The following is a 26224-nucleotide window of genomic DNA, read 5'->3' as shown; positions in this document are numbered from 1 at the left end:
GGGCGTAAGCCTTTACCCTTGATGAAATGGACGGACAGGCTATACTACAAAAAGACGAAACAAAGAGCATTTTTGAGAAATAACTTAAAAAGTTGTGATTATGTCCAAATTTAGGGGGTTAATCCGAGATCCAAACGGTCAACAGCTGTGTACGGCTCATTTCCTGAGACCAAAGTTTCAATCCCTCATAGTTAAGATCCAAACGTTTCACCTACAGCAGTAGCAATGAATTTCTGGCGAGTTTCAATCCCTCATAGTTAAGATCCAAACCTATCACAGAAGAGATGGGAGAATCAATCGTCAGTAAAAGTTTCAATCCCTCATAGTTAAGATCCAAACCAGGCATGACCTATCGCGGGCTTCATAGCAGTCAATAGTTTCAATCCCTCATAGTTAAGATCCAAACGAACGGTCACTTGCGCAGTACGACCTTTCATAATTGATTGTTTCAATCCCTCATAGTTAAGATCCAAACTTTGATGATGAACAAAACAGCCGGCATCACAAACTCAAGTTTCAATCCCTCATAGTTAAGATCCAAACTATCCAGAAACCAACACAAGGTGGCGGAGGAGTTGAATAAGTTTCAATCCCTCATAGTTAAGATCCAAACATATCCCTTCAAATCGTCACAAGCCAGGTCTATCCGTGGTTTCAATCCCTCATAGTTAAGATCCAAACTTTATTCACATTTAAGCAGATGAATTGCATAAAAAAATGTTTCAATCCCTCATAGTTAAGATCCAAACAGTTCCCCAGGGGAAACGGAATGACCCAGGGGAATCGTTTCAATCCCTCATAGTTAAGATCCAAGCCATTTTTTTCGCTGGCCGCAATCAACTGGATAACGTTATGTTTCAATCCCTCATAGTTAAGATCCAAACTTTGTTTTCCCAACTTTCCGTTGGGTTCAATTATATAGGTTTCAATCCCTCATAGTTAAGATCCAAACGTCTGTTTGTGGAACCTGGTACGCTCTCGAGTATTGGTTTCAATCCCTCATAGTTAAGATCCAAACGTCTGTTTGTGGAACCTGGTACGCTCTCGAGTATTGGTTTCAATCCCTCATAGTTAAGATCCAAACCCCTGCATCCAAACCTGCAGAAGAGATGTGATTTGTTGGTTTCAATCCCTCATAGTTAAGATCCAAACTTTTGCTAACGCTAACTGTGATAAGTTGTGTTTTTCGCGGTTTCAATCCCTCATAGTTAAGATCCAAACGGGGAAATACAATATACTTTGGTCAACCGTCAAGTAGGAGTTTCAATCCCTCATAGTTAAGATCCAAACCCACGGAAACCGCCTTGTTCTTTTACGTCTACAAGCGCGTTTCAATCCCTCATAGTTAAGATCCAAACTTTACCCACACTTTATTATTCATAACGTCTATATCAGTTTCAATCCCTCATAGTTAAGATCCAAACAAAGATAAATAATGGACTTAATAAATTAAACGAAAAGGAGTTTCAATCCCTCATAGTTAAGATCCAAACTTGCTCACGTAATTGATTGGGCGTTACATGTGCCCAGGTTTCAATCCCTCATAGTTAAGATCCAAACGAAAGGTTACGTCAAATGATGTCATAGAGCTTGCGATGTTTCAATCCCTCATAGTTAAGATCCAAACACTTCAATATCAAAGTTGAACTGGACAAAATAGCGCCGTTTCAATCCCTCATAGTTAAGATCCAAACCATGACAAAAGTTGTGGTGGCTCTTTCAGATTGGCTTGAGTTTCAATCCCTCATAGTTAAGATCCAAACATGACAAAAGTTGTGGTGGCTCTTTCAGATTGGCTTGAGTTTCAATCCCTCATAGTTAAGATCCAAACAAAACACTTGCTACCAAGTTGCTACCATGGTATAATACGTTTCAATCCCTCATAGTTAAGATCCAAACGCTGCTCATTTGGTTGACCAGGCGTTAGGAGGTCAGTCGTTTCAATCCCTCATAGTTAAGATCCAAACCCCAAAAAATGCTGATATATAAATATACGACATTTTACTCTAAAATTCCTGTATGGACTCAAAATATTTCTAAAAACATATACATTCTTTGACCTGCAATGGTTTGGAGTTTATTTATCAGAATATTCTGTGTCGTCGATCCCCCGGGAATTTTGCGCTATTAAGGATCGACGACAAGACAGTCTGATGAAAATCATGTTTTCTCATGTTCTGAATTCAGATGAATTCAAACATACCGAAACCTTGTGATGTTTTCGCTCCTAATCCTGCTTTATAGGCAAAACTGATCAATTCAGGGGAGGATTGTACTTCGTAGATGCCAGACCAAGCATTGATAATCGTACCTTTAAACCGGGTCACCACCTTGTCTATGGGACGGATGCGGACAGGACGGATCAAAAAGCGTTCGCTTGCTGGTTGACCGTAGAAAGCCTCATACTTCCTTAACAGATTATCTTCCACCTGCTGGGCAAACATACGGTTATCAGGATGAAAATAGTGTGTGATCTTTTGCCCAGTTGTGGACTTGAAAGTGCTGTAGACCGTGATGGGGGAAAGCATCTTGATCATATAGCTATCTTGGGGCAAAACCGGTCTGTCAGTATAGATCAGCTCCTTCACTTCCAGGTGAGCCTCTCCGATTTGTACAAGACTGGTATGAATCAAACTTTGGCCTATCTCTTCAATAAATTTTGCCGCTACAGAGCTGACATAAAGGTCAATATCCCCTTGAAAAGAAAGTGTCCTGGTGTCTGGGTTATAGCGGTGGTTGCCTAACAGGCGGCTGAATGTAAACAGCTTGTACTTTCTTTTCTCATACTGGTAGCCTACATCATGGAGGAAGTGAGAAAATGCTTTATCCCCCACTGAGCGGTATAGCAAGCCAGAAATCAAATGATGATAATTGACCGGAATCGATACAGCGTCAGGTGTATAAAAGGTCACTTTTAATCTCATCTTTTAAAACCCACTCCCATCTGATTATGCCTACCTGGCAAACCGTATATGACCGGAAGTAGTTCCACAAAAATTTACCTTCAGCGTAGGCCGTGAGGCGAGACGAAGCAGCCTGACAGTACCTCTTTCGACATCACTGTTTAAATCCCTTCCCCATTTCACCAATTTCCTATAATAGAACAAAACATATTAACTTGCAAAATTGTGTTCTATTTGCTGACAAACATATGGGCAGACGTTTAAAACCTTGTATATCACCCTAGATCCGATTCTATTTCCTCAATCATCACTTTATAATACGGACGGCAGTTTTCACCTAACTTCTGTTTCCAAGCCGTAATGGCCATCACTTTGCGAGCATCCTCAATCAGCAGAGGTCGGAATGGATCAATCTCTTTGTTCACGGATGTTTTGAACACTGGATGAGGTTGTACCCTTGGATGGGCAGCCCGTAGCCCGTCACATATCCCGGTAATGAAATGATCCAAGTCACCCGCCCGTTCAATTTTGGTTTGAGGCAGATAAATAAAAATTGGTGACATACTCCCACCACCTACGCTAACGCTTAGAGGTGGGGGCTTCTCGGGTAATCCCATCTCATGATGGGAAGTTGACCGAGCGATCCCCGTGTGCCCCACGGTTCGAGCAAGAATTTAGGCAATCCCTAACTGTTTCAGGCCTTCCTTGTGGATATTAATGGCGGCGTTGGTGTCTCTGTCTGCCACAAAACCGCATGCACAACGAAATAGACGTTCGGAAAGCGATAGAGACACCTTCACTCGACCACAACATGAACACGTTTTGGATGAGGGGAACCATTTGTCGATTTTGATCAGCTGCTTTCCCTGTTCTGCTAACTTGTATTGAAGGAAAGTAGTGAACAGGCCCCAGCCGTTGTCGTGGACGCTTTGACCGAAATGGAGGGCTTGAGCCAGTTTTTCCAAGGCTTGCCGATAGGATCGAGGATCATTGGCTCTCTTACCCTCGCTATCGACATACAGCGTATTCATGGCAAAATCGAGCCCAACAACGTTTTCTATTTCTTTTGGCACCGGTTGGTGTTCATAAGAGAAGAAGTTGGTGAATGCTTTTTGCAAGTTTAATTGAGCGTTGGCTAAGGCAAGGCTATCGACTTCTTTAAGCCACAGAATTTGTAGGCTTTGTGGGCCATATCCGCATCACCTGCCCACAATACGAACGTTTGTTTGATTTTATTTTACCACACTCATCATATTGAGGCTACATCAAACCGACATTCATCTCCCACTTTCGCTTCGCTTAGAAGTGGGAGACTTCTGTCGGAGGTAAGTTAAAATATACTTGTCATTTTCTTCTCCAATAGGATCTGGAACAGCCCGGTTATGTAATTGGCATAAATCGGCCTCCGTGATATTCGTTCTTAAAGAGACAGAGCCGGGAATATGTGTTTGTTACTATTTTTAAGACAAGAAGGAATTAAGAAAAATTATAAAATCTTATAAAATTATAAGGTGCAGTAGCTTGCCATCCAAATCCGCTTTTCAATGGAAACAGCATGCTGTATCCGCAAGGCGGACAGGGGATCAAACCCTGCGTACTTACTTAAACAATTTTCTCAGCATGCGACCGGTCGCCTTTCCTGCCGCCCGCCGGCCAACCCGTTTGGCTATTTTCTTGGGACTTCCTGACTTTATTGCTTGTATATCCCCTAATATTTTGGCCAGTGTGTACAAAAATGATCTGAAATTGTGCAGACTCATAAAACATCCCTCCTGAACTTTTGTTCTTGGCCGTCTTCCCTGTTCAGTTTAATTCTAGATTAACACACCGTTTTGACAACTGTCTGTCAGAGAATAAATGTTCTAATTTTGTCCAAAAAAAAAGACGCGGGATCATCCGTGCCTGAATGACGTTCTTTCGTTAACTCCTTGTTCCTCGCCTGATGAAAAGAAAAAACAGAAACACTTAGCGATGTTTTAATTCAAATAATTCCCGTTCAAGTTGAGATATTTTATAGTCATAGAACTTCAAATCTTCTTTTCTTGCCATATTTTCTTCAATTTTCGCCAACCGCTCTTCCATCCTTGCTGTACGTTCCCCGATTTCCAAAACTGCTCGGCGGACAAAAGGAAAGTCTTTAACCGTTTCTCCTAACTCTTTCACTTTTTTCTCTAACTTAGTAACTTTGTCATCTATGATGGCAATATCCTCTTTTGTGGCCATGTTAACTATGTCATCTTTGGTGGCCATATTGGCAATGTCGTCCTTCGTAGCCATATTGGCAATGTCATCCTTAGTAGCCATGTTGGCAATGTCATCCTTAGTAGCCATGTTGGCAATGTCATCTTTCGTGGCCATGTTGGCAATGTCATCCTTAGTAGCCATGTTGGCAATGTCATCTTTCGTGGCCATGTTGGCAATGTCATCTTTCGTGGCCATGTTGGCAATGTCATCTTTCGTGGCCATGTTGGCAATGTCATCCTTAGTAGCCATGTTGGCAATGTCATCCTTAGTAGCCATCACATTTTTTATTGACTCAATCTCTTTTAAAATAATATCCAGTTTATCCATGACAGTCTCCTCTTTCATAAAAGATTTAATAGAACAAATGTTCTGTTATTGTTAGTATACCACATTTATCAAAAACGTAGCAACCACAAAGAGTTCAGCACATTTACAAACAACTTTAAGATAAACATTATCGCTTTCTAAAATGTACCAATTTCCCTTAAAAAGGCATCATTGGCAAAGGTGATGGTGCCCCGCTGATCTGTGATAGCAATAATGGCCGCCTGATTTAAGGCTTGTTCCAAGGTTCGCAGCTGCTGCCAATGTTTCTGCAGATTTGCAGGTCTTAAGGCTTTTACATCAAACTTGGTTGGTTTCCTCCGTGATCTCCTCAATCCCAATCCAGATGTTTCTGATATACCGTTCGACCACATTATACATAATCCAAGTCCAAACTGACTATAGATTTGGCAATGGCAGATTTGTCCCGTGGCTCATCTTTTCCCAAGACCCGGAAGGACGATGAGCAGAAATAACGAATAAAGAACCAGGAACGTAATCTTCAATACACTGTTTCCTACACTTTTTCCTGGAGGGATCACCCATGAACATCCTGTATATTTTTCCCCATCCTGATGATGAATCGTTTGGACCTGCGGCGGTAATGCACCAGCAGATTCAGGCTGGACACCGGGTGTTCCTGCTCACCTTGACCAAGGGCGGAGCGACCAAACAGCGGCACAAGCTGGGCTTATCCATTGCTGAAATGGGGGAGATCCGCTACAAAGAAATGCTGGCCGTCAAACGCACCCTGGGCCTGCACGGGATGACGGTTTTGGATTTTCCCGATAGCGGGCTGAAAGAGCTTGATCCACGCATTCTGGAGAAAGCGGTGCGTACCCACATCGAAACCATTCAACCCCAGGTGATCGTGACATACCCCGTCCACGGCATCAGCGGTTTCCATGATCATCTGGTCACCCACGCGGTGGTCAAGCGTGTTTTTGTGGAACTGAAGGATCAAGGGGCCCATTATCTGCGCCGTTTAGCCATGCTGACCCTTCCTGACAACGGACAACCGGTCTTCCAGGATGGCGGATTCCGGCTCAAACATACTGAGCATGATCTGATTGACTGTATTGTGCCTTTATCCCAAGAGGATATGGACATGTTAGTCAAATGCTTGTCCTGTTATGAAACTTACCAGGAGACCATCAAGGAATCGGGAGTGATAGAGAAGGTGGGCGACCGTCTCTACTTTGAGCTGTACGGGGAAGACTTTGACCCGGTATTGTCTGATTTGACAGAACGCTTGCCCGATGTCTGAAAGGAAAAAGTCTTTATGCCCTCTTACACCTCTGGAGGAAAAATTGGCTAATTTTCTATCTTTGGTTCCGGCAGCCACTGATATGACCCAAGGAGCTTTCGCGTATGGATTGTGTGTATTTTCACCCGGCCCAGAGTTTCCGGCCGCAAAGGTGACGACAATGTTACGTTTATATGCCATGCGGCTGGCAATGTTAATCGGGTGTTCCGGGTCCGGACATGGCCCCCGTTCCTCCTACTGTGCCAGCGACATGGGTGCCGTGCCCTGAATTCGTATCGGTATTTTGGACCCCTTCAACATAAGTAATGGGCAACAATTGGCTGTATGCATTCAAGTTGGTTGATCCTAGGGCATTTTGAATAAGGTTGCGCGGCCATGGGCAAAGATTGAAACGTAAACCCGGCGGATATCCCCACATCTTTGAGCAATTGATTTTCATGCTCTCCTGGGGGATTAAAAACACGGAAGGTGACAATGGCTTCCACCGTTTCCAGACCGGTTTCAAATGCGGACCATATCTTCTGATCAATAATGGCCTCGTGTGTTTCGTTTTGTGCCTGAGTGTGCAGCTGAAGAGGTATTAATGTAAGCACGAGTACAAGGGCTAAACCGACAGATAAGACGGATGTCCAACGCAGATTTGTTGCAAAGAACTTATACTTTACCTCCTGACTGATTGCGCAGAGTGGACAGAATGAATGGTTAACGGTATAATTTTTTTTTAGTGATTCCTCATCTCCCATTGGAGGAATTCAGTATAAAAGCCACCATACTTAAGAAGGAGGGGTGACAATGTCTACAACCAATATCATTGTAGAACCTAATCGGATCCAAATGCTGTTGCTCCGTCAACTGTATAACGGTCCCAAATCTTACTGGCAACTGATGCGCGCGGGACAAGCCCATACCCGCCAGGTGCTGGAGGCCCTGCAAAAGTTGATGAAAGATAAGCTGGTTGCCTATGAAGAGGACCGCTTCATGCTGACGGATACAGGCCGCAGTCAAGCTGAAGCCCTGGGATTGAACCGGGTGGCCGAACAGCGCTGTGAGACCTGCGCAGGACGCGGAATTACCCTTAAGCCTCCTTTTGACCGTTTGCTTCAAGATTTTAAAGAGATTGTGGCCATGCGTCCCAAGGCAACCCCTGATTTTGACCAGGGATATGTCACAGCTGAAACCACCGTGCTGCGGCTGGCTTTAATGGCCGAACGGGGTGACTTAGCTGGCCGTGACCTGCTCCTTTTGGGTGACGATGACCTCACCAGCATAGCAGCAGCACTCTCAGGTCTGCCACGGCGCATTTGCGTACTGGACGTTGATGAACGTATCGTCAACTTTATCCGGGACGTGGCCCGGGACCGCGGATACGACCATGTTCACGCGGAGGTTTACGATGTACGGGAAGCCCTCCCCTCTCATCTCCGGGGCAAGTTTGATGTGTTCTTCACCGACCCGGTAGAAACGCTCAAGGGGATTTTCCTCTTTTTAAGCCGGTGCACGGAGGGCTTGCGGGAACCTGGTGCTGCCGGTTACTTTGGTCTGTCTTACATGGAGGCTTCTTGGCAGAAATGGCGTCAGATCCAGAAGGGCATCCTCGACATGGGATTTGCCATTACAGATATGTTAGGTGCCTTCCAGGACTATCTTCTGGAAGACATTGTGGCCCGTGGCTACCCTGTGGCCCGCATGGCACCTGTACCAGTTAAGGAGCCTGACGTCAATTTCTACGTGAGCACAGTTTACCGGCTGGAACTCACCGAAGAACCTCGTCCCCTTTACTCTGGTCAGGTTGAACTGGGACGAGATCTCTATTACGATGATGAAGCTTGCGTGACCTTACCTGAAGTACCTAAATAAGAAAAGTGCCGATTGCGCCCTTGGTGCCTATGTTCGGCCACCAAGGGTACTTTTTATGTTTCCGCTACAATTGAAAAAGGCTGAAATTTCCGAATAATCGGTGTGCACTCGGTCAAAGTACAATGGCGATCATTTTAGAAGTCATGGTGAGCCCGGCAGGACTCGAACCTGCATCGACGGCTTAGGAGGCCGCTGCTCTATCCCGTTGAGCTACGGGCTCAATTTGTGACTATAGCTTGAGATGCGTTTATTATAGCATGATTTTACCATTTTGTCAGCTAAGGTAAGGCAATCAACATGAGCCGCAGATTGTAGTCACCTACCCTTTTCCTCCAGCAGTCGCTCAATGTCTGGGGCAATTTTTTCCGGAGCTGTTGTGGGCGCATAACGCTTAACGACCTGGCCGTTCTTGTCAGCCAAAAACTTGGTAAAGTTCCATTTGATCTCATCAGACAGGATGCCTTTGGCCTGGCTGGTTAAATATTGAAACAGGGGGTGTGCCTCAGGGCCTTTCACCTTAACTTTGGCAAACATCGGGAAACTGACCTGGTAGTTGGTTTGGCAAAAGGAGAGGATCTCTTCCTCACTTCCCGGTTCCTGATTCATGAACTGATTGCAAGGAAAGCCGAGGACAACAAACCCCCGGTCTTTATATGTTTGGTACAACTTTTCCAATCCGCTGTATTGGGGTGTGAAGCCGCAGCGGCTGGCGGTATTGACGATAAGCACCACTTGACCCTTGTAGGCTGCCAGTGATTGCTTTGTCCCGTTTATCAAGCGCGCGGAATAATCATAGATACTCATTCGTTTCCCTCCCCAGGGTGATGATTGGAATGTTGGGCATACGGTATTTCCGCTCGATCCATTTACCATCCCGCTTCCACTCGTGTACTTGTTCCATTTTGCGGACAATCTCCTGTTCCTCGAGGCGCATGTTGCCACTCCTTAAAGTTAAAATCACTCCGCTATCCACCTGTTAATTGATCATGTCACACTAACCCTTATGATACTAGTATAGATTACAAAGAGAGAGGTTTCAAAAAATATGATGATCCTTTTTTGGGTGCCAAAAAACCTCCTGTGGAAATAATGGAAGATATTATATCCAACAGTTATGGCACCGGAACATAACTCCATAGAAAGGGAGGAGCTTGGTCAGGGAACATTAAGTCCGTGATGCCCTTTTGCTCCCCCATATTAGTTATACATATGATCATGACTGTTTTTTCCCAGCTCAGGGCACTATTTGTCACGCATGCATCCCCGATTGACCATAGCTTCAGTCTCAAGATTATTCCCCTTACAGGCTAAGCCGGCTGGGCACTAAATCACTAATGAATACGGATGTTCTAGCCTGTATTTAACCTCACTCAGAAACTTGGCCGCCGGTGCGCCACCCAAGACACGATGGTCAAAGGTAAGACTCAAGGGCATGATGTCTCGGCGCTCCAATTGATCATGAATGTACACCGGGAGGGGCTTCAAATGGAAGGCTTACATGGGAAATGATCACAGCTAAACATGTATTTACACATCATCTGCTCTTAACCAATAAATTGATCGTTTCCTGGATCAAATCTTCCGTGCTTTCTCCTTTTTTCAACCGTTCCAGCATGCACTGTTCCATGTTTTTGCCGATGATATAAGCGGTGGCTTTGTCTACTGCTGACCGGATGGCTGATAACTGGTAGATCACATCTTTACAGTCTTTTTCCTCTTCCATCATTTTTAACACGCCCCGCACTTGTCCTTCAACGCGACGCAGGCGGTTTTTCATATCATCTGTATACTTCATCTCAGACCATCTCCTGATACCTGTATGGGTTTTTTGTTTTATTATAGCACAGAACAAAATCTGACAGCATTAAACCGGTTCTTCTTTGGCACGGATCAATGTTTCTTCAACTCTTTGCGCCGTTTCCTTTATAGCAGGTGGCACCCGGTGGCTTTGGCCAGTTCAGGTTGGAGGTTTAAAGACACTAATATTGGAGACACTTAGGACACCAAGCTTTCCTCCACATCCCCCGTTATACTTTATCCCTGTCATACACCCCCAACCACCGCTGCAAAAGCTCCTTCATTTTTCTCCGGTAAGATTGGGGTTCCAGGATTTCCGCCTCAGCGCCATAGCCCATCAACCACTGCAAAAACTCCCGGTCATGATTGAGCGTCACCTCAAATAACAAGGAACCGTCTTCCAAATCGGTCAGCTTCGGTTTGACAAACATTTCCTCCTCCTTTACATAGCGCGCCACACGTGGTGAAAACTTGACTTTAAATGCGATCCGCTTCTCTCCCCGTTCTATGGACCACGTATCCTTTAAATAAGCTTTCAGATTGAAATCATCTTTTTCAAACGTTTGGTCCAAAATGTTCACCTCTAGGAAACGGCTGAGGCGGAAAGTACGGATCGCTTTCTTTTGGTGACAATAACCAATGAGGTAAAACCGATGTTCTCGGGGAATTAAATAGTACGGATCGATGGCTCTTACAGTGGTCACATTGCGGCTCTGGGTATGGTACCTGGCTTCAATGGTCCGTTGGGAAAGAATGGCTTGAATGATGGTGCTCAGGAAGTTGGTCTTCACATCCTTATAAGCTGGGGTACCCATTTGGATCACATTAGTCACAGAGTCGAGCAGCTCTTGGCGCAACAGTTTTTCTTTACGGGCGGCGGCCATCACCTTTTCATAGGCAGAATACAAATCCGGCGGAACCAGATCCACCTGCTCCAGCAAGGAAGGCAGGACAGCAAAGGCCATCAGCTCTTCTTCCGTTAAGTCCATGGGATACAGAGCAAAATTCCCCACAAACTGATATCCTTTGCCATGTCCCAGATTGATAATCGGGATGTTAGCAAAGCTTAAAATCTCCATATCCCGGTAAATGGTCCGCTCCGTGGTTTCACAGCGTTCAGCTAATTCCTTAGCCATAATCCCCGGCTTGGATTGTACAAGAGTAATAATACGTATTAAACGGATCAGCCTGTCTGTCTTCATTCCCCTCACCTGCCCATACATTTCACAACAATAGTCCTAGTTATTAACTCTTCTATGTAAATAAGCAATTTCCTTTTAAAAATATAAAAATTTGTTTAATCTTGGTTGTGGAATAGGGGTAAAAATAACCCTTGGAAATGCCATGAAGGCGTTCCAAGGGCTTATGTTATGTCCGCCGGGCAAGATGTCCTTGATTCAGTTTTCTGCTAAGCGGTACCGTCGTTTAGTCACTAAACGAAAAAGTTGCAGCGATGTCATGAATCTCTTGATCAGTCTCCTCTGAAATGGGTCGTCCGTTGTTATGCCAGTAGAAATAGAACATGGCATCGGGCTCCCCTTCAACTTCGTAGTGATAATGATGGGTTTGAATGATGTTGTTTTGCTTGACATGTTCACGGGTAAAATGGGTGGTCACTGGAAAACCCTCAAAGGTCTCTTTCTCATAAATGCCTGGTGTCTGTGCTTCATCATGTCCAAGCTCGCCCCGCAGCTGAGCCAAATGGGAACGCTCCACCTTTTCGATACCGCCCTGAACCGTGTCTCCGCGCATAATAAGCCATTTGGTTTCACTTTCCTGCACCAGTTCACAGCCTTCAGGCAATTCAATGGTAAAAGGTGGGGAAGCTGCTGCTGTAGAAGAGCCGGCCTGATCCACAGCATCCTGGCCACATCCCGCTATAGCGAGGGTTCCTAACATCAAAACGAGCACAACCGAGATACCTTGTTTCAACCCGTTTACCTCCTAACTAAATGTTTTCAATAATACAGTCGCACTGATGGTTAATTGCGTTACATGTCCGTGGCCCCAAACACACAAAATCGAGTACGGAGGGAGCGGCTAACCCCCGTCCCCTCACACCCACCCAGCATGCGGGTCCGCACTAGGCGGTTCGCCGATTGTCCAACACCATGTATAAATTTGCTGTTGACCCTTATATTTATACAAGTTATAATCTAAAATTTGCATATTTTTAATTAAATATCGTATAAAAATACACTCTAATTAAATCTATCAACATAGACTGTGCTTAATCACACTAATGCTAGAAAGGATTGACATCAATGAAAGTAAACAGCGATGCAGCTGGAAATCTTAAAACCAAGCTTACATTGCAACACAATCCAACAACTGCTGAAATACTAAAATTCGCCATCCCTTCCCTTTTGGGTGTTCTTCTTTTTTTAATTCCAGTCACGTATAATGGGAAAGCCACAATCGTCATTGGTATTATGGCCGACGCCATCAAAGGGGTGGCCGGAGCGTATCTTGCGCAGTTTATGGTGGGCGTGCTGTGTCTCTCAGCGTTGTTTTCTCTTGTTTGCAAACTGCTTCGGCCGAACTTTTCTGAAGGGACGAGCTGGTTTAAAGCATTATTTGATGTCAGTTGGTTGTGGGTTTCCCTGCGGGTCATCGGTGCTGTTTTTGGCGTATTGACTCTGTTTTCCTTAGGTCCTGAATTTATTCATTCCGATTATACCGGAGGCACCATTCTGTATGAGTTAATTCCCGTGTTAGCTGTCTGGTTTTTACTGGCGGCTTTGTTTATGCCTCTTTTAATGGAGTTTGGTTTGATGGATTTCATTGGTACTTTAGTCCGTAAAGTCATGCAGCCTATGTTTAGACTGCCGGGCCGCTCCTCCATCGATGCCTTGGCTTCTTGGATGGGAAGCGGAACCGTTGGCGTGCTAATCACCATGAAACAATATGAGCAGGGTTACTATACCCAGCGTGAAGCAGCTGTCATTGCCACCAATTTCTCTATCGCTTCCATTGCCTTTAGCTTTGTGATTATTAATTTTATGGGTTTGGGGCATCTCTTTGTTCCTTTTTATCTTACTGTTATTTTAACAGGGGTTATTACGGCGATGATTATCCCCCGCATTCCACCCTTGTCACGGAAAAAGGACGTATACTACGGGCCTGTCGGCAAACAGATTGATGAGGTAGTGCCCCATGGACAATCCAGTTGGTCCTGGGGGCTTGAAAAAGCTGTTGAAAAAGCCAAAAATGTAAAAAGTACGGGCGATTTGGTTAAGAAGTCCATCCTCAATGTACTAGACATCTGGTTTGGCCTGATTCCTTTGGTGATGGCTTTGGGCACGGTTGCTCTTGTGATCGCAGAGTATACACCTATGTTTACCTGGCTGTCGTATCCATTTATCCCACTGTTGACGCTGCTGCAAATCCCGGAAGCAACGGCAGCTGCACCAGCCATGATTGTCGGCTTTGCCGATATGTTCTTGCCTGCTGTTATTGGCAGTGGGATTGAAAGTGAATTAACACGTTTTGTCATCGCTTGTATCTCCTTAACGCAATTGATCTATATGTCTGAGATTGGTATTCTGCTGTTGAGATCTAAGATTCCAGTCAACTTTATGGATCTGGTCATCATCTTTATCCAGCGGACACTCATTTCTCTGCCTATCATTGCACTGGTTGCCCACTTGTTGCTTTAAAGGAGGCTGATCATCTTGGCATACGATTGGTCACATCTTGTTGACAAAATGTCTGACCGTCTCGCCCCCAGCATGGCTAAAGACCATCCCAATCTGCCTGTTGTTAAAGAGGAAGGTTGTTACTACTACGGGCTGGACGGCAAGCGCTACCTGGATTTCACATCCGGTATTGCCACAACCAATGTGGGGCACCGGCATCCTAAAGTGGTGGAGGCCATTAAGAAAGGAGCAGATCAACTGCTCCATGGTCCTTCTGGTGTCATCATGTACGAATCAATTTTGCGGCTAGCCGATGAACTGACGGCCATTTTACCTGGTGAACTGGACTGTTTCTTCTTTGCCAACAGCGGTACAGAGGCCATTGAAGGGGCGCTTAAACTGGCCAAACATGTCACCCAACGCCCGTACATCGTATCCTTTATCGGGGGTTTCCATGGCCGTTCCATGGGGTCGCTCAGTGTCTCCACTTCCAAAAGTAAGTACAGGAAGTATCAACAACCTTCAGGCTTGACTTACCAAATTCCATACTACAATCCTAAGGCTTGCCCTGCAGGGGTTGACCCAGTGTCTTTCAGTGTAGAAAAACTGGAACAAGATTTTGAGACATTGTTTAAACACCAGGTGACGCCAGAAGAAGTGGCCGCAGTGATCGTGGAGCCTGTCCTGGGTGAGGGCGGCTATGTTGTTCCTCCAAAGGCCTGGTTACAAAAGGTGCGGGAGATCTGCCACCGGCACGATATACTACTTATCTTTGACGAAGTGCAAACCGGCTTTGGAAGGACCGGTGACTGGTTCGCCGCCCATACATTTGAAGTCACACCGGACATAATGGCCATAGCCAAAGGGATTGCTTCAGGCCTCCCTTTAAGCGCAACGGTCGCTTCCAAAGCATTGATGAAACAATGGCCTCTTGGCAGCCACGGAACCACCTTTGGCGGGAATCCACTGGCCTGTTCCGCAGCTCTGGCTGTCATTGAGATCATCAAAGAGGAGAACCTGTTAGAAAATGCCCGTCAAATGGGTACTTATGCCGTCCAACAATTACAAGCACTGCAGAAGAAACATCCGGTGATTGGGGATGTGCGTGCAGTCGGTCTGATGATTGGTATAGAAATTATCCATCCCCATACCGGAAATCCTGATAGCGACGGTTTGTTTACCATTCTCGATCTGGCTCTGCAAAAAGGGGTCCTTTTCTATTTCTGCGGCAACAACAGTGAAGTCATCCGTATGATTCCGCCTTTAACAGTGACAAAAGAAGTAATTGACACCGGCCTTCGTGCGCTTGATGAAGCGATAACTGAATATGAACAGCAGAAAGGCTATATTTAGACCATTGGAAGAAATCTCTTAGGCATTTACATCTTCAGCCACAGTCTCAACAATAAGGCGCAGTGCTGTTAGCATCGTGTCCAGGGGCAAACTGGCCATTAAAGACTTATCGACACTCATCTCTGTGGAGGCTGGGAAATGGATAAATCCAGCTCTGATAGGTAACTGTTTGCGCCGGATATAATCTAATGTTCCGTACAAGGTATTGTTGCAAATATAGGTGCCGGCAGTGTTGGAAATATAGGCAGGTATCCCGTGTTCCCGCAACTTATTGACAATGCGGCGGTTTGGCAAAGTCGAAAACAGCCCGTCAGGACCGTCGGGGTTAATCGGTTCATCGACCGGTTTCACTCCCCTGTTGTCGGGGATGGCCTCTCCAGGAGCAGTATCCTTAATATTAATTCCGATCCGCTCAGGCGTAATGGCTGTTCTGCCTGCCGCAAGTCCGCAAGAAATAACCACATCCGGACCCACCTGCTCTATCTGTGCAATCACCCGTTGGACACACTCATCATAGTGTACCGGCAACAAAGCCGTATGGATACGGACGTGAGGCGGCAAATCTTCATGTTCAATCGCTTCAATTAATTGCTGGGTTGGATTGACGCGCATACCGCCAAAAGGCTCAAATCCTGTGATGAGAATGTTCATTTCCTTTTTGCCTCCATTATAAATTTTTTAAACTAGTCTTATATTAGTCGTTTAAATTCATAAGATTAATTTAAGCTTATTATAGATAAGCCTCTTGTGGCATGCCAACGCTTAAGCCTAGGCAAAAAAACATTAAAAAATTGAAAGCTTAAAGAGCCCAACTCATAGAGATCCCTTTTATTTAAACACACCTATTTCTTTATAGTATTTTTCAGCTCCTGGATGAAGAGGAATGCCGGCTAAGTCTCGATTTCGGTGCGATCGGGCTGTCCGCTTATAAGCCCCCGGGTTGATAACCGAATTCGATATCCGTTAACTATTCCATATTCAGTAACATTTTCAAGCTTATCCAAGCATCGACTTTCGGGTGACAAAAATGTTCATCAGAAGTGCGTCCGAGCTGTTCATCGAATCCATTTCTCTCGTACCAGGTGGAAGCTGTTTGGACGGGTGTACCTTTGCACATCCAGTTTGTTTTTTCAAACGTACGGTCCGTGATGTGAACTTCCAGAAAACAGCTCATTCGAAACGTTCGACAAGTTTCTTTTTCGTGTACATAGGCGATCATAAAACTGATGATGGTGGGGAATCAAGTAGTACGGATCGATCAGCCGGCGAGTGGTGACGTTACGGCTTTGGGAATGATAAACGACATCCAGTGTTTTCTTCTCCATGTCGCTTTGATCACCGGGGACAGAAAGTTCGTTTTTTGTGTATGAAAGGCCGGTGTGCCCATCTGGATCACGTGCAACAAGTCCTGGAGGTAGTTTTGCTGCTCTTTCTTTTCTTTGCGGTACGTGGCGAGCACTTTATCGTAAACGGAATCAAACTCTTCCGGCAGCAAGATGTTGGTTTGTTTGAGGATATTCGGCAACATCAAAAGGCCATCGCTTCTTGCTCGGTACAATGCAATGGATACATCGAGAACCGATCGATGATTTCATAACCTTTGCCATGTCCGACGTTGATGATCGGGAGGCCTGTCGCACTCAACGTCTGTGAATCGCGGTAAATCGTGCGTTCGGTCGTCTCGTATGCTTCGGCCAGTTCCCGGGCCAAAATTCTTGCTCTCGCTTGAACAAGCATGATGATTTTGATGAGCCGGATCAATTTTTCGTTCACCTTGCTCCCGCCCTTCCCAACTGTTTAACAAACCGTTGGTAAGACCAATCTTTTTGATGAAAGATTTTTAACATAAACCGGGCTCTCGTGCCAACCACATAAATGTCGGCTGGCGTGCAAACGGGACTGTCCGGCCGGATCCCAATCAACAACACGACATCAGCTTCCAACCCTTTGTACGCCCTTATCGTACTGAACGTGATCCCATGCCCTTCGCCTTGACGGAGATCGATTAACGGCCAGGAGCCCACCTTTTCCATGTCACTGAGGCTGCTGTTTTCTTGGCGCCGTGGTGAGAGAATAGTCATCTTGTGCGGCTTAATCCCTTGGCTGACCAATTGCTGGACGACTTTTTCAACCAAGCGCCGCTCTTCATCCGGCGTTTTCCACGAGAAAAATTCCACCTCGGGACCTCCGTGCAGCCGGTACCGCAGTCTTGTCCCGCCTAAAAACGGTGCCGCCCATTCATTGATGCGCTGTGTGTTGCGCAAGTTGATCGTCAATTTGTGCTTGGACATCTGAAAGTCTTTCAACGTGTCCAAACCATGCCCGAACAAGTTTTGATGCCGGTCGGCAAAGATATAAAAATGACCATCTTTCTTGACCATTTCATCAAGGCAAATAAACCAATGGGTTTTAAAGTCTTGTCCTTCGTCCACAATGATGGCGTCGAACTTCTCTTCTTCTGTTTTCGTCGCAAACAGATCGAGAACCATTTCCGGTAAAAGTTCTTCATAGAACCGGCTGGCTTCTTCAGGGAGCCCGGGTACCTGCACAGGATAATCGTGTTCGACCAACACCTTCAATAAGTAATCATGGAAATTCGTTGCGGTGATAAGTTCATGCTGGCAACGTGTCAATAACCTTACCAAATGCTTGTTGTAACATGTCAGAAAGACCCGCTTACCCTGCTCAGCCAAATCCAGTGCCTTTTTCATGGCAATGAAAGTTTTGCCTGTCCCTGCTGCACCGAAAAAGATTTTACGATGGTCTTCTTCCGTTTCTTCTAAAATGCGTTCCTGCTCTTCGGTTAAAACAATTTCAGCCTGGTGATTGAACCGCTCCAGTTGATCACCGACAGACGAAAATACGCTGAACGACGGGGATAAAACGCGCGTGATGAGCTGTCTCGTCACTTCGTGCGGCGGCCGGGTATCAACACTGGAAAATAGACGCAGTATGGATGCTTCGAGGTTATCCAGATCGGCTGCCGTCCAGCAGCTGTGTTCATGTAAATCCTCAGGGTATACGCCCGTTTTGTGGGTGGCGTCCGGAAAACAGACGGCATAACGGAAAGCAAGCGGGAATTCTTTCTGTTTGCTCACTTGTTTATAACGGTCCAAAATAGCGAACATCGCCGTCCGGGCTTGTTCCACTGGGTTTTTGGCCAAAGGGTAATACCGGCCCTCTTTCTCTTCTTGCCAAATCCCGTTATGGTAATAAACGTGGCCTTGTTTGACTTCCACAACCACAAACCCCAGCTGGCGATGCACGATGACAAAGTCAGCTTCACGCAACCCGTACGGGTCCTTTTTTTCTACATCTATCGAAAACTTATAGGAATAGAAGACAGTATAATGATCCGGCAACTGCCTCGCTTTATCGTAAAAGGCACGTTCTCCCCGGTTTTCAATCATCTCCGGCAAAAGGTCCGGAATCATTACGGCCACAAGAATCCCTCCCGTCTACTGACGATACTCATAGTTTACCATAATCGATGGGATTTTTTGAAATTGATACTATGTTTTCTATTTTTCGTCCTGTCTGATTTAACCTGTTAGAAAAGGGAGAGTGTTTCACTCTCCCCCTTACCCGCAGCGGGTTCATCATTGAACATATTCGCTTCCCGGACGATGTCCTACTAAACCAAGACGGATTTGGCAATGGCTGCTATATTTAATACCTAAGATGATTTTGTAATTACGCACTTCACTTCGGCAGCACAACGCTGGAATGGCACAACAAGGCGTAAGTGATGCCTTCCCGGCGTCTTCGTTCTGCTCGGTTGCCTGTGCTGTGTGTTTCAATGATATCATCCCAAAACGGCATTCGTCTGCTCAGGCGATGAATATGTTGGCGTATCGAAACAGTATTGATATGCAATTCCACGGAGCTATTTACCAATTTGTCGTAAATGTCCCCCACACTAATGTAACCATCGGAACCGATGATACATGCCAAGACGTAAAATGAAGGTGGATTTAAGGTCAATCTTTGCCCTTGATATATCACTTCATAACCGCGATGCGTCACCCTAAGTAAAACCTCATTCGGTTGCAGATGTTCTTCGTAGGCAAAAAACTGTTCCTCGGTAATGAACTTGATCCCTTCCGGGGTCTTTTTCGTATAGATGTTTGGTTCGGACAAGCCCTCATCTATATTTACCCGAGCCAAGTATTTTTCGACGAATTCTCTGTCATAATCCGCGTACGCATTATCCATCAAAAATTGCGCTTCACTTTTGGCCTCTTTTGCGATTGACAAGGCGCAATGACACGTATATAAGTGTGCAATGATCGTCTGTGTCTGATTTAACCCCTCGTTCGGATTGCCCTCAATGGCTTTTTGAAAATGATATAAAGCCTCAGCATACTGTTTTTGTTCAAACAACAAGTGAGCCAGCCGGTAATGGGCAATGGGATGATCGTTTTGGTATTGAAGTGCTTTTTTCAAAAGTTTTTGGGCCAGATAGGGGTCTTTTTCCGAAGACAGTTTATAATACTCACCGTAATATACATACTGGTGCACCAATGCTTTCACACACTGCTTTACCCGTTCTTTGTCTCGCTCTTGCTTTGCTTTTCGGATTTCATTGAGCAATTCACGTTCGATGCGATGAGGTTCTATCCAAGTTTCCGACACATGGACCATCTACGCTTGTTCTCCTCTCCGTGTTGAACCAGAGTAACCAAATTGATCCTCCCTTAGTATACCAAATGACCGTCTCAGCGTGACAGGGTGTCACACTCTCATTTGTAAACTGAAGATGAAAATTTTGAGTAAGGGAGATGTGACGCATGAACACAGAAAAATTACTGGCCCGCTACGGTTTTCAACTCAGCGACGGAAACAAAGAGGGCAGGGCAAGAGAATCCCACGCGGGACGGTTGTTGAACGAAACGTTAGCGATACTCCGCTGTAAACAAATCTCGCAACTTTCCACCGTGGCGGAACAAGAATGGGTTACTGCCTTAAAGCAAGCTTCTGCACAGGTGAAAGGCCCCGGCAAAGAATGTCTCGTCGATCCGCGTCAAGGCGAACTTCCTCTGTCCGATATCGACCTTTATATGCGCGGTATCGTCCGCTGGCTCAACGCGCTCGGCATTTATACGACATATTCTTGTGACGGACACGGTAAAAAAAGACCGTACGTGTACTTGTTAAATACGCCAACCGTAGAACAGCAACACTTGATGACCGTCTGTACTCTGAACGAATTTAAGCTTTTTTTCAGAGGAAAAAAGGTGTCGTTTGACGTCGGACATGATGTTGAGAATGTCCTTCTCCGCTATGCCGAACGATTGTATGACCTCGCCCGGGATCGCTCAGCGCTGAAGCGTTTGGAAGCAGAGCAGTTTAAACAGGAGCTGATTGAACTGCTGAACGTCCCCGGTGAAAGCGGCCGCGAACAACGGATACGGCACGTTGTCGTCAGAAAGTTGAGACCGCTCGCCAATGAACTTGCCATCGATCAAGCTGGCAATGTGCTGGCCACGATCGATTGCGGTGATGGACCGACAGTGCTGCTTTCGGCTCATATGGATATTTATCAAGAATTGGATGAAGACCGTATCATCAGCCAGAACGGCACTGTGCTGTCCAGCTCAAAGGGCATCCTGGGCGCCGACGATCGGGCGGGGATCACTGTTATCCTGAACGTGTGCCGCCGCATCCGTCAGACGGACTTCAAAGGAAAGCTCAAAATTGCATTTACGGTAAAGGAAGAAATCGGCTTAATTGGGGCCCGGCGAATCGAGCCGGCGTTTCTCGAAGATGTGAATGCGGCCATCGTGGTTGACCGCCGCGGAACGCGGGATATCGTCACCTCTTGTTACGGAACGATTCCATACTGCACTGAAGAATACGGACGAATTTTTGAGAAAGCGGGTGAACTTGCCGGACAAGACGGCTGGAAAATGACGGCGGGCGGCTCCAGCGATGCCAGAGTCTTTGCCGAAATGTATCGCATCAACACCGTGAATTTGTCGGTCGGGTTCCAAAACGAACATACGGATCGTGAAACGCTGGACTACTATGCCGCCTTTGAAACTGCTCAACTCATACAAACGGTGTTACATCATCAATTAATCACAAAAATACAGGCGTTATGTACGCCATAACGGCCTTGGTAAGACCGATTAACAACACGACATCAGATTCGAGTCTTTTGTACGCCCTGATGAAGAACTCATAAAGTTTCTAAGCGCACGCGGCTGCCCCGCCCGCCAGGTTCGGCCGGCTCAACAATCAGTTTACGGGGCAGACGGGCCCTGAGTTCTGGGACATGGCTGATCACCCCGACGGACATTTGGGCAGACTGCAGCTTTTCCAAGGTTGACACCACGGTATCCAACAGTTCCTGGTCCAGGGTGCCAAATCCTTCATCCAGGAAGAAAAACTGCAAGGGGTATTGTCCCCGCAATTGGATCGAAGCTGACAAGGACAGAGCAAGAGCCAGAGAAGTAAGGAACGTCTCTCCCCCGGATAAACTGGATACCGGCCGTTTGATCCCGCCGTTGGCATCATCCCGAATCACAAAACCGCCGGCAGAGTCCACTTCAATGGCATAACGACCCCGGGTTAAGTTTTTCAGCCGTTCTGAAGCGTCCCGGCTGACCTGTACGAGTTGCTCTTCGGCCAGGTATTCCACGAAGGCATTGCCCCGCAATACCTGTTGCAGTTGCTCGTACTGGTCAACCAGGGTTGTGAGTTCTTCTTCGCGCTTCTGGAGTTCTCGGTAGCGCTCATGCTTTTTCTCCAATTCGTTCAACATTTTCAGCGCAGCTCCCCTGGCTTCCCGGGCCGCATCGACCTTCTGTTTGGCCTCGTATAACCTGCGGGTGGTTTCCTGCCACTCTTCTTCACTCAAATGCCGTCCGTCCAGTTGCTTCTCCAGTTTTTGAATGTGGGAAACAAGCTGCTTTCTGGCATCATAATAGGCTTCAATCGACTGTTTGTAAGCGTCCAGTTCGTTATCCGGCAAAAGAGCAGCCTTCACCGCAGCGGAATCCTCAAAAGGTGATTGGGACAAAAGCTGTTGCCATCTGGCTTGAGCCTCCTGCTGGCGCTTTTGGGCCTCATTCCATGCTTGTGTGGCACTGGCCAGTTGCTTCTCAGCTGTTTGCCAGGCTCGCTGGGCTTGTTCATATGCCTCCCGGGCCTGTTGTTCTTCTTTAGCCAGGCGCTCGAGCTGGTTGTTAGCCTCAGCGATCAAGATCTGGAGATCCCGGCCATGGGTGATTTGTTCCAGTTGGACTTTTCGCTCCCGGATTGTCTCTTGCTTCTCTTTCCGCTGGGAATTAAGCCCGGCCAGCTCCACCTCCAGCTGATTGAGCGATTGGGACAGTTCGTTGATGTTCCGCTCTTTTTCTTCTATAAATGGGATGCTTTTCTCCAAGCGCTGGCGCAGCTCCTCGGCATCTTTCTCCAGCTTGCTGACACGCTGTTGTTCGGCCTCTATGATTTCCAGCGACAAGCGGGGATACTGCACTTTCCAGCGCCGGATTTCTGCTTCCAAGCGGAGAGTAGCCTGGTGCAGTTTGTCAGTCAGGGCCTGATGTTCCTCTTCTTTTGCTTTAAGGGACAAGCGCTGCTCGTCATAGGCTTGCTTTGTTTCCCGCAGGGTTTTAATCGTCTGTTTCACCCGCTGTTCCAATTCATCAACCTGGCTCTTTAAAGCTGTGAGAGGATCTTTAAGTTCCTGCCAAGCCTGCTCCAACTTGTGGGAAACAACATGTCCAGCGGATAAATTAAAGCTGCCTGCGGCCGCAATCTCATCTTGCCATGGCTGTTGGGCGCCATGCTGGCCACTTGGCGCGTCATATTGGCCACTTGGTGCGTGAGGAGCAATTTCTTGTTTTGGAAGCAGCTCCACTATCTGTTCGGCTGTTTGTTCCAGGCGCCACTTAAGAGGTTGAAGATGGCTGCGGTATTGGGCGGCCTCGTTTATCAACGCTGTCAGTTGCTTCAGGTCTTTTTCCAGATCATATTCTGCGCCGGTTGGAGCTGTCTGCGGAGCCGGATGATGGGTAGAGCCGCAGACGGGACAAGGCTTTCCTTCCTCTAAGTTTTGGGCGAGCTCTCGGGCCAGATGGGCCACCTTTTCCCGTTCTAACGCTTGTTGCTTATTTTCCGCTTCCCGCTCCAATATAGCAGTAAAGTGTTCCAGCTGCTTGTCCCGCTCACAAACCTCGTCATACAGTTTTTGGCTTTGCTTAAACAGCTGCCCCAGCCGCTCGGTTTCAGCCTGCACGCTCTGATCCAAATCGCTGGTCTTATGCCGCTCTTGACGTAATTGTTTCGCTTTTTCCTCCTGTTCCTGACGCAGTTCGTTTATCGTTTGTTGCACATGGTTGATCTCCCGCTTGTCCTGGTAAGCCTGATACACCTGTTCCTTAAGCTCTGCGGGGACGTGGCATTGGGCAAGTTGTGCTTTCAGTTCTTGCTGGCGCTCTTCCCCCCTCCGGAGCAGATCCTTCTCCTTCTCCAACTTGCGCTGTGTGTGTTGCCGTTTGGCTTCCAGCTGGCTGATTTGCTCTTCTAATTGCTGCTGTTCGATACTTAGCACTTTAAGCCGCTGTTCAATTTCCTCAGCCTGTCGTAACTGCTCGCGGCGCACAGTCCAGCGGGGTTCTTCCGCGGTCCTTCTGCGCTGGGCCTGTTCATAAACTTGTTTGGACGCTTCATATGCCCCTTGGGCCTTGCCAAGGGCTGCTTCCGCCTGCTCCTGCTTCTCTTTCCACTCCTGGACCGCCTGCTGGCTGGCTTCATATTCCTCCATATAAGGGTAAAGATCCTTCGCCTGTTCAGCCCGTTTAAGTTTTTGCTCTAGCTGCTGGATGGTTTCCTGCTTTTCATCCAGCTTTTTCAGCTCGCGATCCAGTTCATCTTTTTCTTGCTGCCATTCCCAAATTTTCTGCTGGATGGCATGTTTTTTTTCCAGTTCAGCCAGGGTGTCCACAGCCTGCTTTAGCTCCTGTTCGCACGCATGCAGCTTGTGTTTAGCGGCTTCAAGGGCTTCCCGGGAAGCGTCACCCAGACCTGCCTGTTCAGCCCACACTTCATTCAGTTCGCTTTTGGCCTCCTGCAAGCGCTGGCTCAAGGTGTGGCGCAGCTGGTCGCCGTATTTTTCCAGGTTAAACAGCCGTTGCAGCATTTGCCGCCGCTCCGCCCCTTTAAGAGACAGAAACTCGGCAAATTTACCCTGGGGCAGCACCACGGCCCGGGTGAAATCTTCACTGGACAAGCCCAGCAGTTCGCCTATTTTGCGGTTCACTTCGCTGGTTTTATCGGCCAGTACTACCGGCTCTGCGGTCACATCCACCAGGCGGCAGGCCGCTGTCTTTACGCTTAAATCACTGCTGCGTCTAAAGCTGCGCTCCACCCGGTAGCGTTTGGTTTCCTGTGCATTGCTCAGCTCAAAGGTGAAAGAGACGGCCAGCTTGTCTTCCGCGTGATTAATAATACCCTGGGTGTTGTTGGCCGCCCGTTCCACTTTGCCGTACAAGGCCAGCGTCATGGCGTCCAACAGGGATGATTTTCCGCTTCCCGTCGGTCCGAATATCCCGAATACCCCGCCTTCACACAGCCGGGTAAAATCCACTTCTTGTTTTTCACGGAAGCTATGTAAACCTTGCACGGTTAACGCCACCGGCCTCATGCCTCTTCCTCCTCTCGCTGTTCATTGACCAGCTCCAGGAACAGACGCACCAAGCCTTCTTCAGGTGGGCCTCCCGTCTGGTGCTGATAAAAGCGTTTAAACAGTTCATCAATAGGCAAATTAGCCTCCCGCTGGCTGCTGCTCTTATGCTCCTGTTCCGGGAAGACCGGACGGATATGGATCAAACCGGGATGCAGTTTACGCAAGCGGTGAATCTCCGCAAGGGACAGGGCGTGTTCAACGTGCACCTCCAGGTCAATCCAGGCGTTCTTGTCACGTCCCTCTTCAATCCAGTGGTACACAGCCGCCAGTCCTTCTTCAGCTTTCCAGCGCACCAGGGGCTTCCCGCTGGAAAGATGGATTTCATGGACCTGAGCCTGGCTTCCCGGCTTCACATCCACCACGGTGACCGACTTGGCATACCCTGTTTCTGAGAAGCTGAAGGCCAGGGGAGAGCCAGAATAACGGGCCGGAGCCAGGGCTTTCTTCACGTCTTGCGGGCGGTGCAAATGGCCTAAAGCAACATACTGGGCGGCAGAAGGCAGGCTGGTGGCCCGCACTGTATAGGCGCCGCCCACTTCAATAGGCCGTTCCGATTCGGTTGTGCTTCCGCCGGCTACATACAGATGGCTCATGGCCACATTAACCGTATCGGCGGCAAAGTGCCGGGCCATATTGGCAAACACTTGGCGGATGCGCTGGTCATACTCGTCCCGCAACACGGTCTCATCGTGGTTTTGGGCCAGAAGTTCATTGAGGCGGGATTCCGACGGATAGGCTAAAGCAGCCAGGCGCAGCTCTTCCCCTGCCTGCGGGATGAAGATGTGCTGCACTTCCTCCGTCGGATAGCCCAGAATGGTGATGCCCTGCTCCCTGGCCAGGGGCACCGCCGCTGACAAACGGTCAGGATGATCATGGTTGCCGGCAATCACCACCACCGGACGCTTTCCTTTATCTGCCAGGCGGGACAGGCTGTCGTAAAACAGCTGCTCTGCCGCTGCCGGCGGATTGAATGTATCAAACACATCTCCGGCGATGAGAATGGCATCTATTTTTTCTGCGACCACGATCTCGTACAGCTCATCCAAAAATTGCGCTTGTTCGTCCAACCGGCTGCGCCCTTCCAGTGTGCGGCCCAGGTGCCAGTCGGCTGTATGCAGTAAGCGCACTCGACTCCTCTCCTTTCGTC

23 protein-coding genes, 1 tRNA gene, 2 pseudogenes and 1 CRISPR repeat array are annotated in these 26224 nt (G+C 47.3%); of the genes and pseudogenes, 5 read left to right on the top strand and 21 right to left on the bottom strand.

The genetic code is table 11. The annotated features are described in order from the left end of the window. Window positions 1–174: 174 nt before the first annotated feature. A CRISPR array of direct repeats spans window positions 175–1967; the repeat unit is 30 nt; unit sequence GTTTCAATCCCTCATAGTTAAGATCCAAAC. 216 nt (window positions 1968–2183) lie between these two features. The 5 genes and pseudogenes from cas6 to IEW48_RS10960 all read right to left on the bottom strand — a co-directional run bounded on the left by cas6 (window position 2184) and on the right by IEW48_RS10960 (window position 5474). Next, complete coding sequence (gene cas6, locus IEW48_RS10980; RefSeq protein WP_188623787.1) at window positions 2184–2924, bottom strand: CRISPR-associated endoribonuclease Cas6; 741 nt, start codon at window positions 2922–2924, stop codon at window positions 2184–2186. 254 nt (window positions 2925–3178) lie between these two features. After that, window positions 3179–3466 carry a hypothetical protein gene (locus tag IEW48_RS10975; protein ID WP_188623786.1) on the bottom strand — a complete coding sequence of 96 codons (288 nt, stop codon included), beginning with the start codon at window positions 3464–3466 and terminating at the stop codon, window positions 3179–3181. A 111-nt stretch (window positions 3467–3577) separates the two neighbouring features. Then, window positions 3578–4069 (bottom strand): annotated as a pseudogene (locus IEW48_RS10970) (RNA-guided endonuclease InsQ/TnpB family protein); the annotation flags it as partial. Between the two features lie 432 nt (window positions 4070–4501). Beyond that, window positions 4502–4663 (bottom strand): hypothetical protein, encoded by a 162-nt coding sequence (locus IEW48_RS10965; RefSeq protein ID WP_188623785.1) that lies wholly within the window; start codon window positions 4661–4663, stop codon window positions 4502–4504. 205 nt (window positions 4664–4868) lie between these two features. Next, window positions 4869–5474: a hypothetical protein gene (locus IEW48_RS10960; protein ID WP_188623784.1), complete on the bottom strand. Its 606-nt coding sequence runs from the start codon at window positions 5472–5474 to the stop codon at window positions 4869–4871. A 541-nt stretch (window positions 5475–6015) separates the two neighbouring features. Here IEW48_RS10960 and IEW48_RS17085 point away from each other — a divergent pair. Beyond that, the gene (locus tag IEW48_RS17085; RefSeq protein WP_229704021.1) at window positions 6016–6738 is read left to right on the top strand and encodes a PIG-L deacetylase family protein; all 723 of its coding nucleotides are present in this window, start codon (window positions 6016–6018) and stop codon (window positions 6736–6738) included. Window positions 6739–6819: 81 nt separating this feature from the next. On the opposite strand, the pseudogene IEW48_RS17080 reads toward IEW48_RS17085, so the two are convergent. Together IEW48_RS17080 and IEW48_RS17075 are read right to left on the bottom strand one after the other, a co-directional pair. Further along, window positions 6820–6918: pseudogene (locus IEW48_RS17080) on the bottom strand (hypothetical protein); the annotation flags it as partial. Between the two features lie 13 nt (window positions 6919–6931). Continuing rightward, window positions 6932–7072, bottom strand: coding sequence for a hypothetical protein (locus IEW48_RS17075; protein ID WP_192807185.1), 141 nt, complete (start codon window positions 7070–7072; stop codon window positions 6932–6934). Window positions 7073–7530: 458 nt separating this feature from the next. Between IEW48_RS17075 and IEW48_RS10950 the strand changes: the two genes are divergently transcribed. After that, window positions 7531–8595, top strand: a complete 1065-nt coding sequence (locus IEW48_RS10950; protein ID WP_188623783.1) for a bis-aminopropyl spermidine synthase family protein — start codon at window positions 7531–7533, stop codon at window positions 8593–8595. A 144-nt stretch (window positions 8596–8739) separates the two neighbouring features. Here IEW48_RS10950 and IEW48_RS10945 read toward each other — a convergent pair. The 7 genes from IEW48_RS10945 to IEW48_RS10915 form a co-directional block, all read right to left on the bottom strand. Continuing rightward, window positions 8740–8815 (bottom strand) — tRNA-Arg (locus IEW48_RS10945). A 95-nt stretch (window positions 8816–8910) separates the two neighbouring features. After that, on the bottom strand, window positions 8911–9399 hold the full coding sequence (locus IEW48_RS10940; protein ID WP_188623782.1) for a glutathione peroxidase: 489 nt from the start codon (window positions 9397–9399) through the stop codon (window positions 8911–8913). Further along, on the bottom strand, window positions 9386–9529 hold the full coding sequence (locus IEW48_RS10935) for a hypothetical protein (protein ID WP_188623781.1): 144 nt from the start codon (window positions 9527–9529) through the stop codon (window positions 9386–9388). The genes IEW48_RS10940 and IEW48_RS10935 overlap by 14 nt, the downstream gene beginning before the upstream one ends. A 389-nt stretch (window positions 9530–9918) precedes the next feature. Further along, a complete protein-coding gene (locus IEW48_RS10930) occupies window positions 9919–10065 on the bottom strand; it encodes a 2-oxo acid dehydrogenase subunit E2 (protein WP_268236564.1) in 147 nt (48 codons plus the stop codon). Between the two features lie 64 nt (window positions 10066–10129). Beyond that, window positions 10130–10390: a metal-sensitive transcriptional regulator gene (locus tag IEW48_RS10925; RefSeq protein WP_007504567.1), complete on the bottom strand. Its 261-nt coding sequence runs from the start codon at window positions 10388–10390 to the stop codon at window positions 10130–10132. Between the two features lie 232 nt (window positions 10391–10622). Continuing rightward, complete coding sequence (locus IEW48_RS10920; protein WP_229704020.1) at window positions 10623–11594, bottom strand: helix-turn-helix transcriptional regulator; 972 nt, start codon at window positions 11592–11594, stop codon at window positions 10623–10625. A 223-nt stretch (window positions 11595–11817) separates the two neighbouring features. Then, the gene (locus IEW48_RS10915) at window positions 11818–12324 is read right to left on the bottom strand and encodes a hypothetical protein (RefSeq protein ID WP_188623779.1); all 507 of its coding nucleotides are present in this window, start codon (window positions 12322–12324) and stop codon (window positions 11818–11820) included. A 332-nt stretch (window positions 12325–12656) separates the two neighbouring features. Here IEW48_RS10915 and IEW48_RS10910 point away from each other — a divergent pair, with 332 nt between their 5' ends. Both IEW48_RS10910 and IEW48_RS10905 read left to right on the top strand, forming a co-directional pair. Beyond that, a complete protein-coding gene (locus tag IEW48_RS10910; protein ID WP_188623778.1) occupies window positions 12657–14051 on the top strand; it encodes a YjiH family protein in 1395 nt (464 codons plus the stop codon). A gap of 15 nt (window positions 14052–14066) precedes the next feature. After that, window positions 14067–15383 (top strand): aspartate aminotransferase family protein, encoded by a 1317-nt coding sequence (locus IEW48_RS10905; RefSeq protein WP_188623777.1) that lies wholly within the window; start codon window positions 14067–14069, stop codon window positions 15381–15383. Window positions 15384–15401: 18 nt separating this feature from the next. Here IEW48_RS10905 and pcp read toward each other — a convergent pair whose 3' ends face one another. The 5 genes from pcp to IEW48_RS10880 all read right to left on the bottom strand — a co-directional run bounded on the left by pcp (window position 15402) and on the right by IEW48_RS10880 (window position 20027). Further along, on the bottom strand, window positions 15402–16034 hold the full coding sequence (gene pcp, locus IEW48_RS10900) for a pyroglutamyl-peptidase I (RefSeq protein ID WP_188623776.1): 633 nt from the start codon (window positions 16032–16034) through the stop codon (window positions 15402–15404). Window positions 16035–16641: 607 nt separating this feature from the next. Further along, entirely contained in the window at window positions 16642–16911 is a 270-nt protein-coding gene (locus IEW48_RS10895) for a hypothetical protein (protein WP_188623775.1), read from the bottom strand. Further along, the gene (locus tag IEW48_RS10890; protein WP_188623774.1) at window positions 16911–17156 is read right to left on the bottom strand and encodes a helix-turn-helix transcriptional regulator; all 246 of its coding nucleotides are present in this window, start codon (window positions 17154–17156) and stop codon (window positions 16911–16913) included. The genes IEW48_RS10895 and IEW48_RS10890 overlap by 1 nt, the downstream gene beginning before the upstream one ends. Further along, the gene (locus tag IEW48_RS10885) at window positions 17153–18817 is read right to left on the bottom strand and encodes a nuclease-related domain-containing DEAD/DEAH box helicase (protein WP_229704023.1); all 1665 of its coding nucleotides are present in this window, start codon (window positions 18815–18817) and stop codon (window positions 17153–17155) included. The genes IEW48_RS10890 and IEW48_RS10885 overlap by 4 nt, the downstream gene beginning before the upstream one ends. Before the next feature lie 268 nt (window positions 18818–19085). Next, complete coding sequence (locus IEW48_RS10880; protein WP_188623772.1) at window positions 19086–20027, bottom strand: tetratricopeptide repeat protein; 942 nt, start codon at window positions 20025–20027, stop codon at window positions 19086–19088. 146 nt (window positions 20028–20173) lie between these two features. On the opposite strand from IEW48_RS10880, the gene IEW48_RS10875 reads away from it, so the two are divergent. Beyond that, entirely contained in the window at window positions 20174–21496 is a 1323-nt protein-coding gene (locus IEW48_RS10875; RefSeq protein WP_188623771.1) for a M28 family peptidase, read from the top strand. A 68-nt stretch (window positions 21497–21564) separates the two neighbouring features. Here IEW48_RS10875 and IEW48_RS10870 read toward each other — a convergent pair whose 3' ends face one another. Next, entirely contained in the window at window positions 21565–25035 is a 3471-nt protein-coding gene (locus tag IEW48_RS10870) for an SbcC/MukB-like Walker B domain-containing protein (protein WP_188623770.1), read from the bottom strand. After that, on the bottom strand, window positions 25032–26204 hold the full coding sequence (locus tag IEW48_RS10865; RefSeq protein ID WP_188623769.1) for an exonuclease SbcCD subunit D: 1173 nt from the start codon (window positions 26202–26204) through the stop codon (window positions 25032–25034). The genes IEW48_RS10870 and IEW48_RS10865 overlap by 4 nt, the downstream gene beginning before the upstream one ends. Window positions 26205–26224 lie beyond the last annotated feature (20 nt).

The sequence above is a fragment of the Caldalkalibacillus thermarum genome, from assembly GCF_014644735.1.
Classification (GTDB): Bacteria; Bacillota; Bacilli; order Caldalkalibacillales; family Caldalkalibacillaceae; genus Caldalkalibacillus; species Caldalkalibacillus thermarum.
Note: the sequence above shows the minus strand (reverse complement) of the source record. Positions and strands in the feature narration are given on the sequence as shown.

What these genes read in the sequence shown, in the direction of transcription:
- pcp (WP_188623776.1), bottom strand. Translation starts at nt 16,034, where the DNA reads ATGAACATTCTCATCACAGGATTTGAGCCTTTTGGCGGTATGCGCGTC.
- IEW48_RS17085 (WP_229704021.1), top strand. Translation starts at nt 6,016, where the DNA reads ATGAACATCCTGTATATTTTTCCCCATCCTGATGATGAATCGTTTGGA.
- IEW48_RS10950 (WP_188623783.1), top strand. Translation starts at nt 7,531, where the DNA reads ATGTCTACAACCAATATCATTGTAGAACCTAATCGGATCCAAATGCTG.
- IEW48_RS10975 (WP_188623786.1), bottom strand. Translation starts at nt 3,466, where the DNA reads ATGTCACCAATTTTTATTTATCTGCCTCAAACCAAAATTGAACGGGCG.
- IEW48_RS10885 (WP_229704023.1), bottom strand. Translation starts at nt 18,817, where the DNA reads ATGATTCCGGACCTTTTGCCGGAGATGATTGAAAACCGGGGAGAACGT.
- IEW48_RS10925 (WP_007504567.1), bottom strand. Translation starts at nt 10,390, where the DNA reads ATGAAGTATACAGATGATATGAAAAACCGCCTGCGTCGCGTTGAAGGA.
- cas6 (WP_188623787.1), bottom strand. Translation starts at nt 2,924, where the DNA reads ATGAGATTAAAAGTGACCTTTTATACACCTGACGCTGTATCGATTCCG.
- IEW48_RS10940 (WP_188623782.1), bottom strand. Translation starts at nt 9,399, where the DNA reads ATGAGTATCTATGATTATTCCGCGCGCTTGATAAACGGGACAAAGCAA.
- IEW48_RS10880 (WP_188623772.1), bottom strand. Translation starts at nt 20,027, where the DNA reads ATGGTCCATGTGTCGGAAACTTGGATAGAACCTCATCGCATCGAACGT.
- IEW48_RS10875 (WP_188623771.1), top strand. Translation starts at nt 20,174, where the DNA reads ATGAACACAGAAAAATTACTGGCCCGCTACGGTTTTCAACTCAGCGAC.
- IEW48_RS10920 (WP_229704020.1), bottom strand. Translation starts at nt 11,594, where the DNA reads ATGAAGACAGACAGGCTGATCCGTTTAATACGTATTATTACTCTTGTA.
- IEW48_RS10935 (WP_188623781.1), bottom strand. Translation starts at nt 9,529, where the DNA reads ATGCGCCTCGAGGAACAGGAGATTGTCCGCAAAATGGAACAAGTACAC.
- IEW48_RS10965 (WP_188623785.1), bottom strand. Translation starts at nt 4,663, where the DNA reads ATGAGTCTGCACAATTTCAGATCATTTTTGTACACACTGGCCAAAATA.
- IEW48_RS10910 (WP_188623778.1), top strand. Translation starts at nt 12,657, where the DNA reads ATGAAAGTAAACAGCGATGCAGCTGGAAATCTTAAAACCAAGCTTACA.
- IEW48_RS10870 (WP_188623770.1), bottom strand. Translation starts at nt 25,035, where the DNA reads ATGAGGCCGGTGGCGTTAACCGTGCAAGGTTTACATAGCTTCCGTGAA.
- IEW48_RS10960 (WP_188623784.1), bottom strand. Translation starts at nt 5,474, where the DNA reads ATGGATAAACTGGATATTATTTTAAAAGAGATTGAGTCAATAAAAAAT.
- IEW48_RS10895 (WP_188623775.1), bottom strand. Translation starts at nt 16,911, where the DNA reads ATGTTGCCGAATATCCTCAAACAAACCAACATCTTGCTGCCGGAAGAG.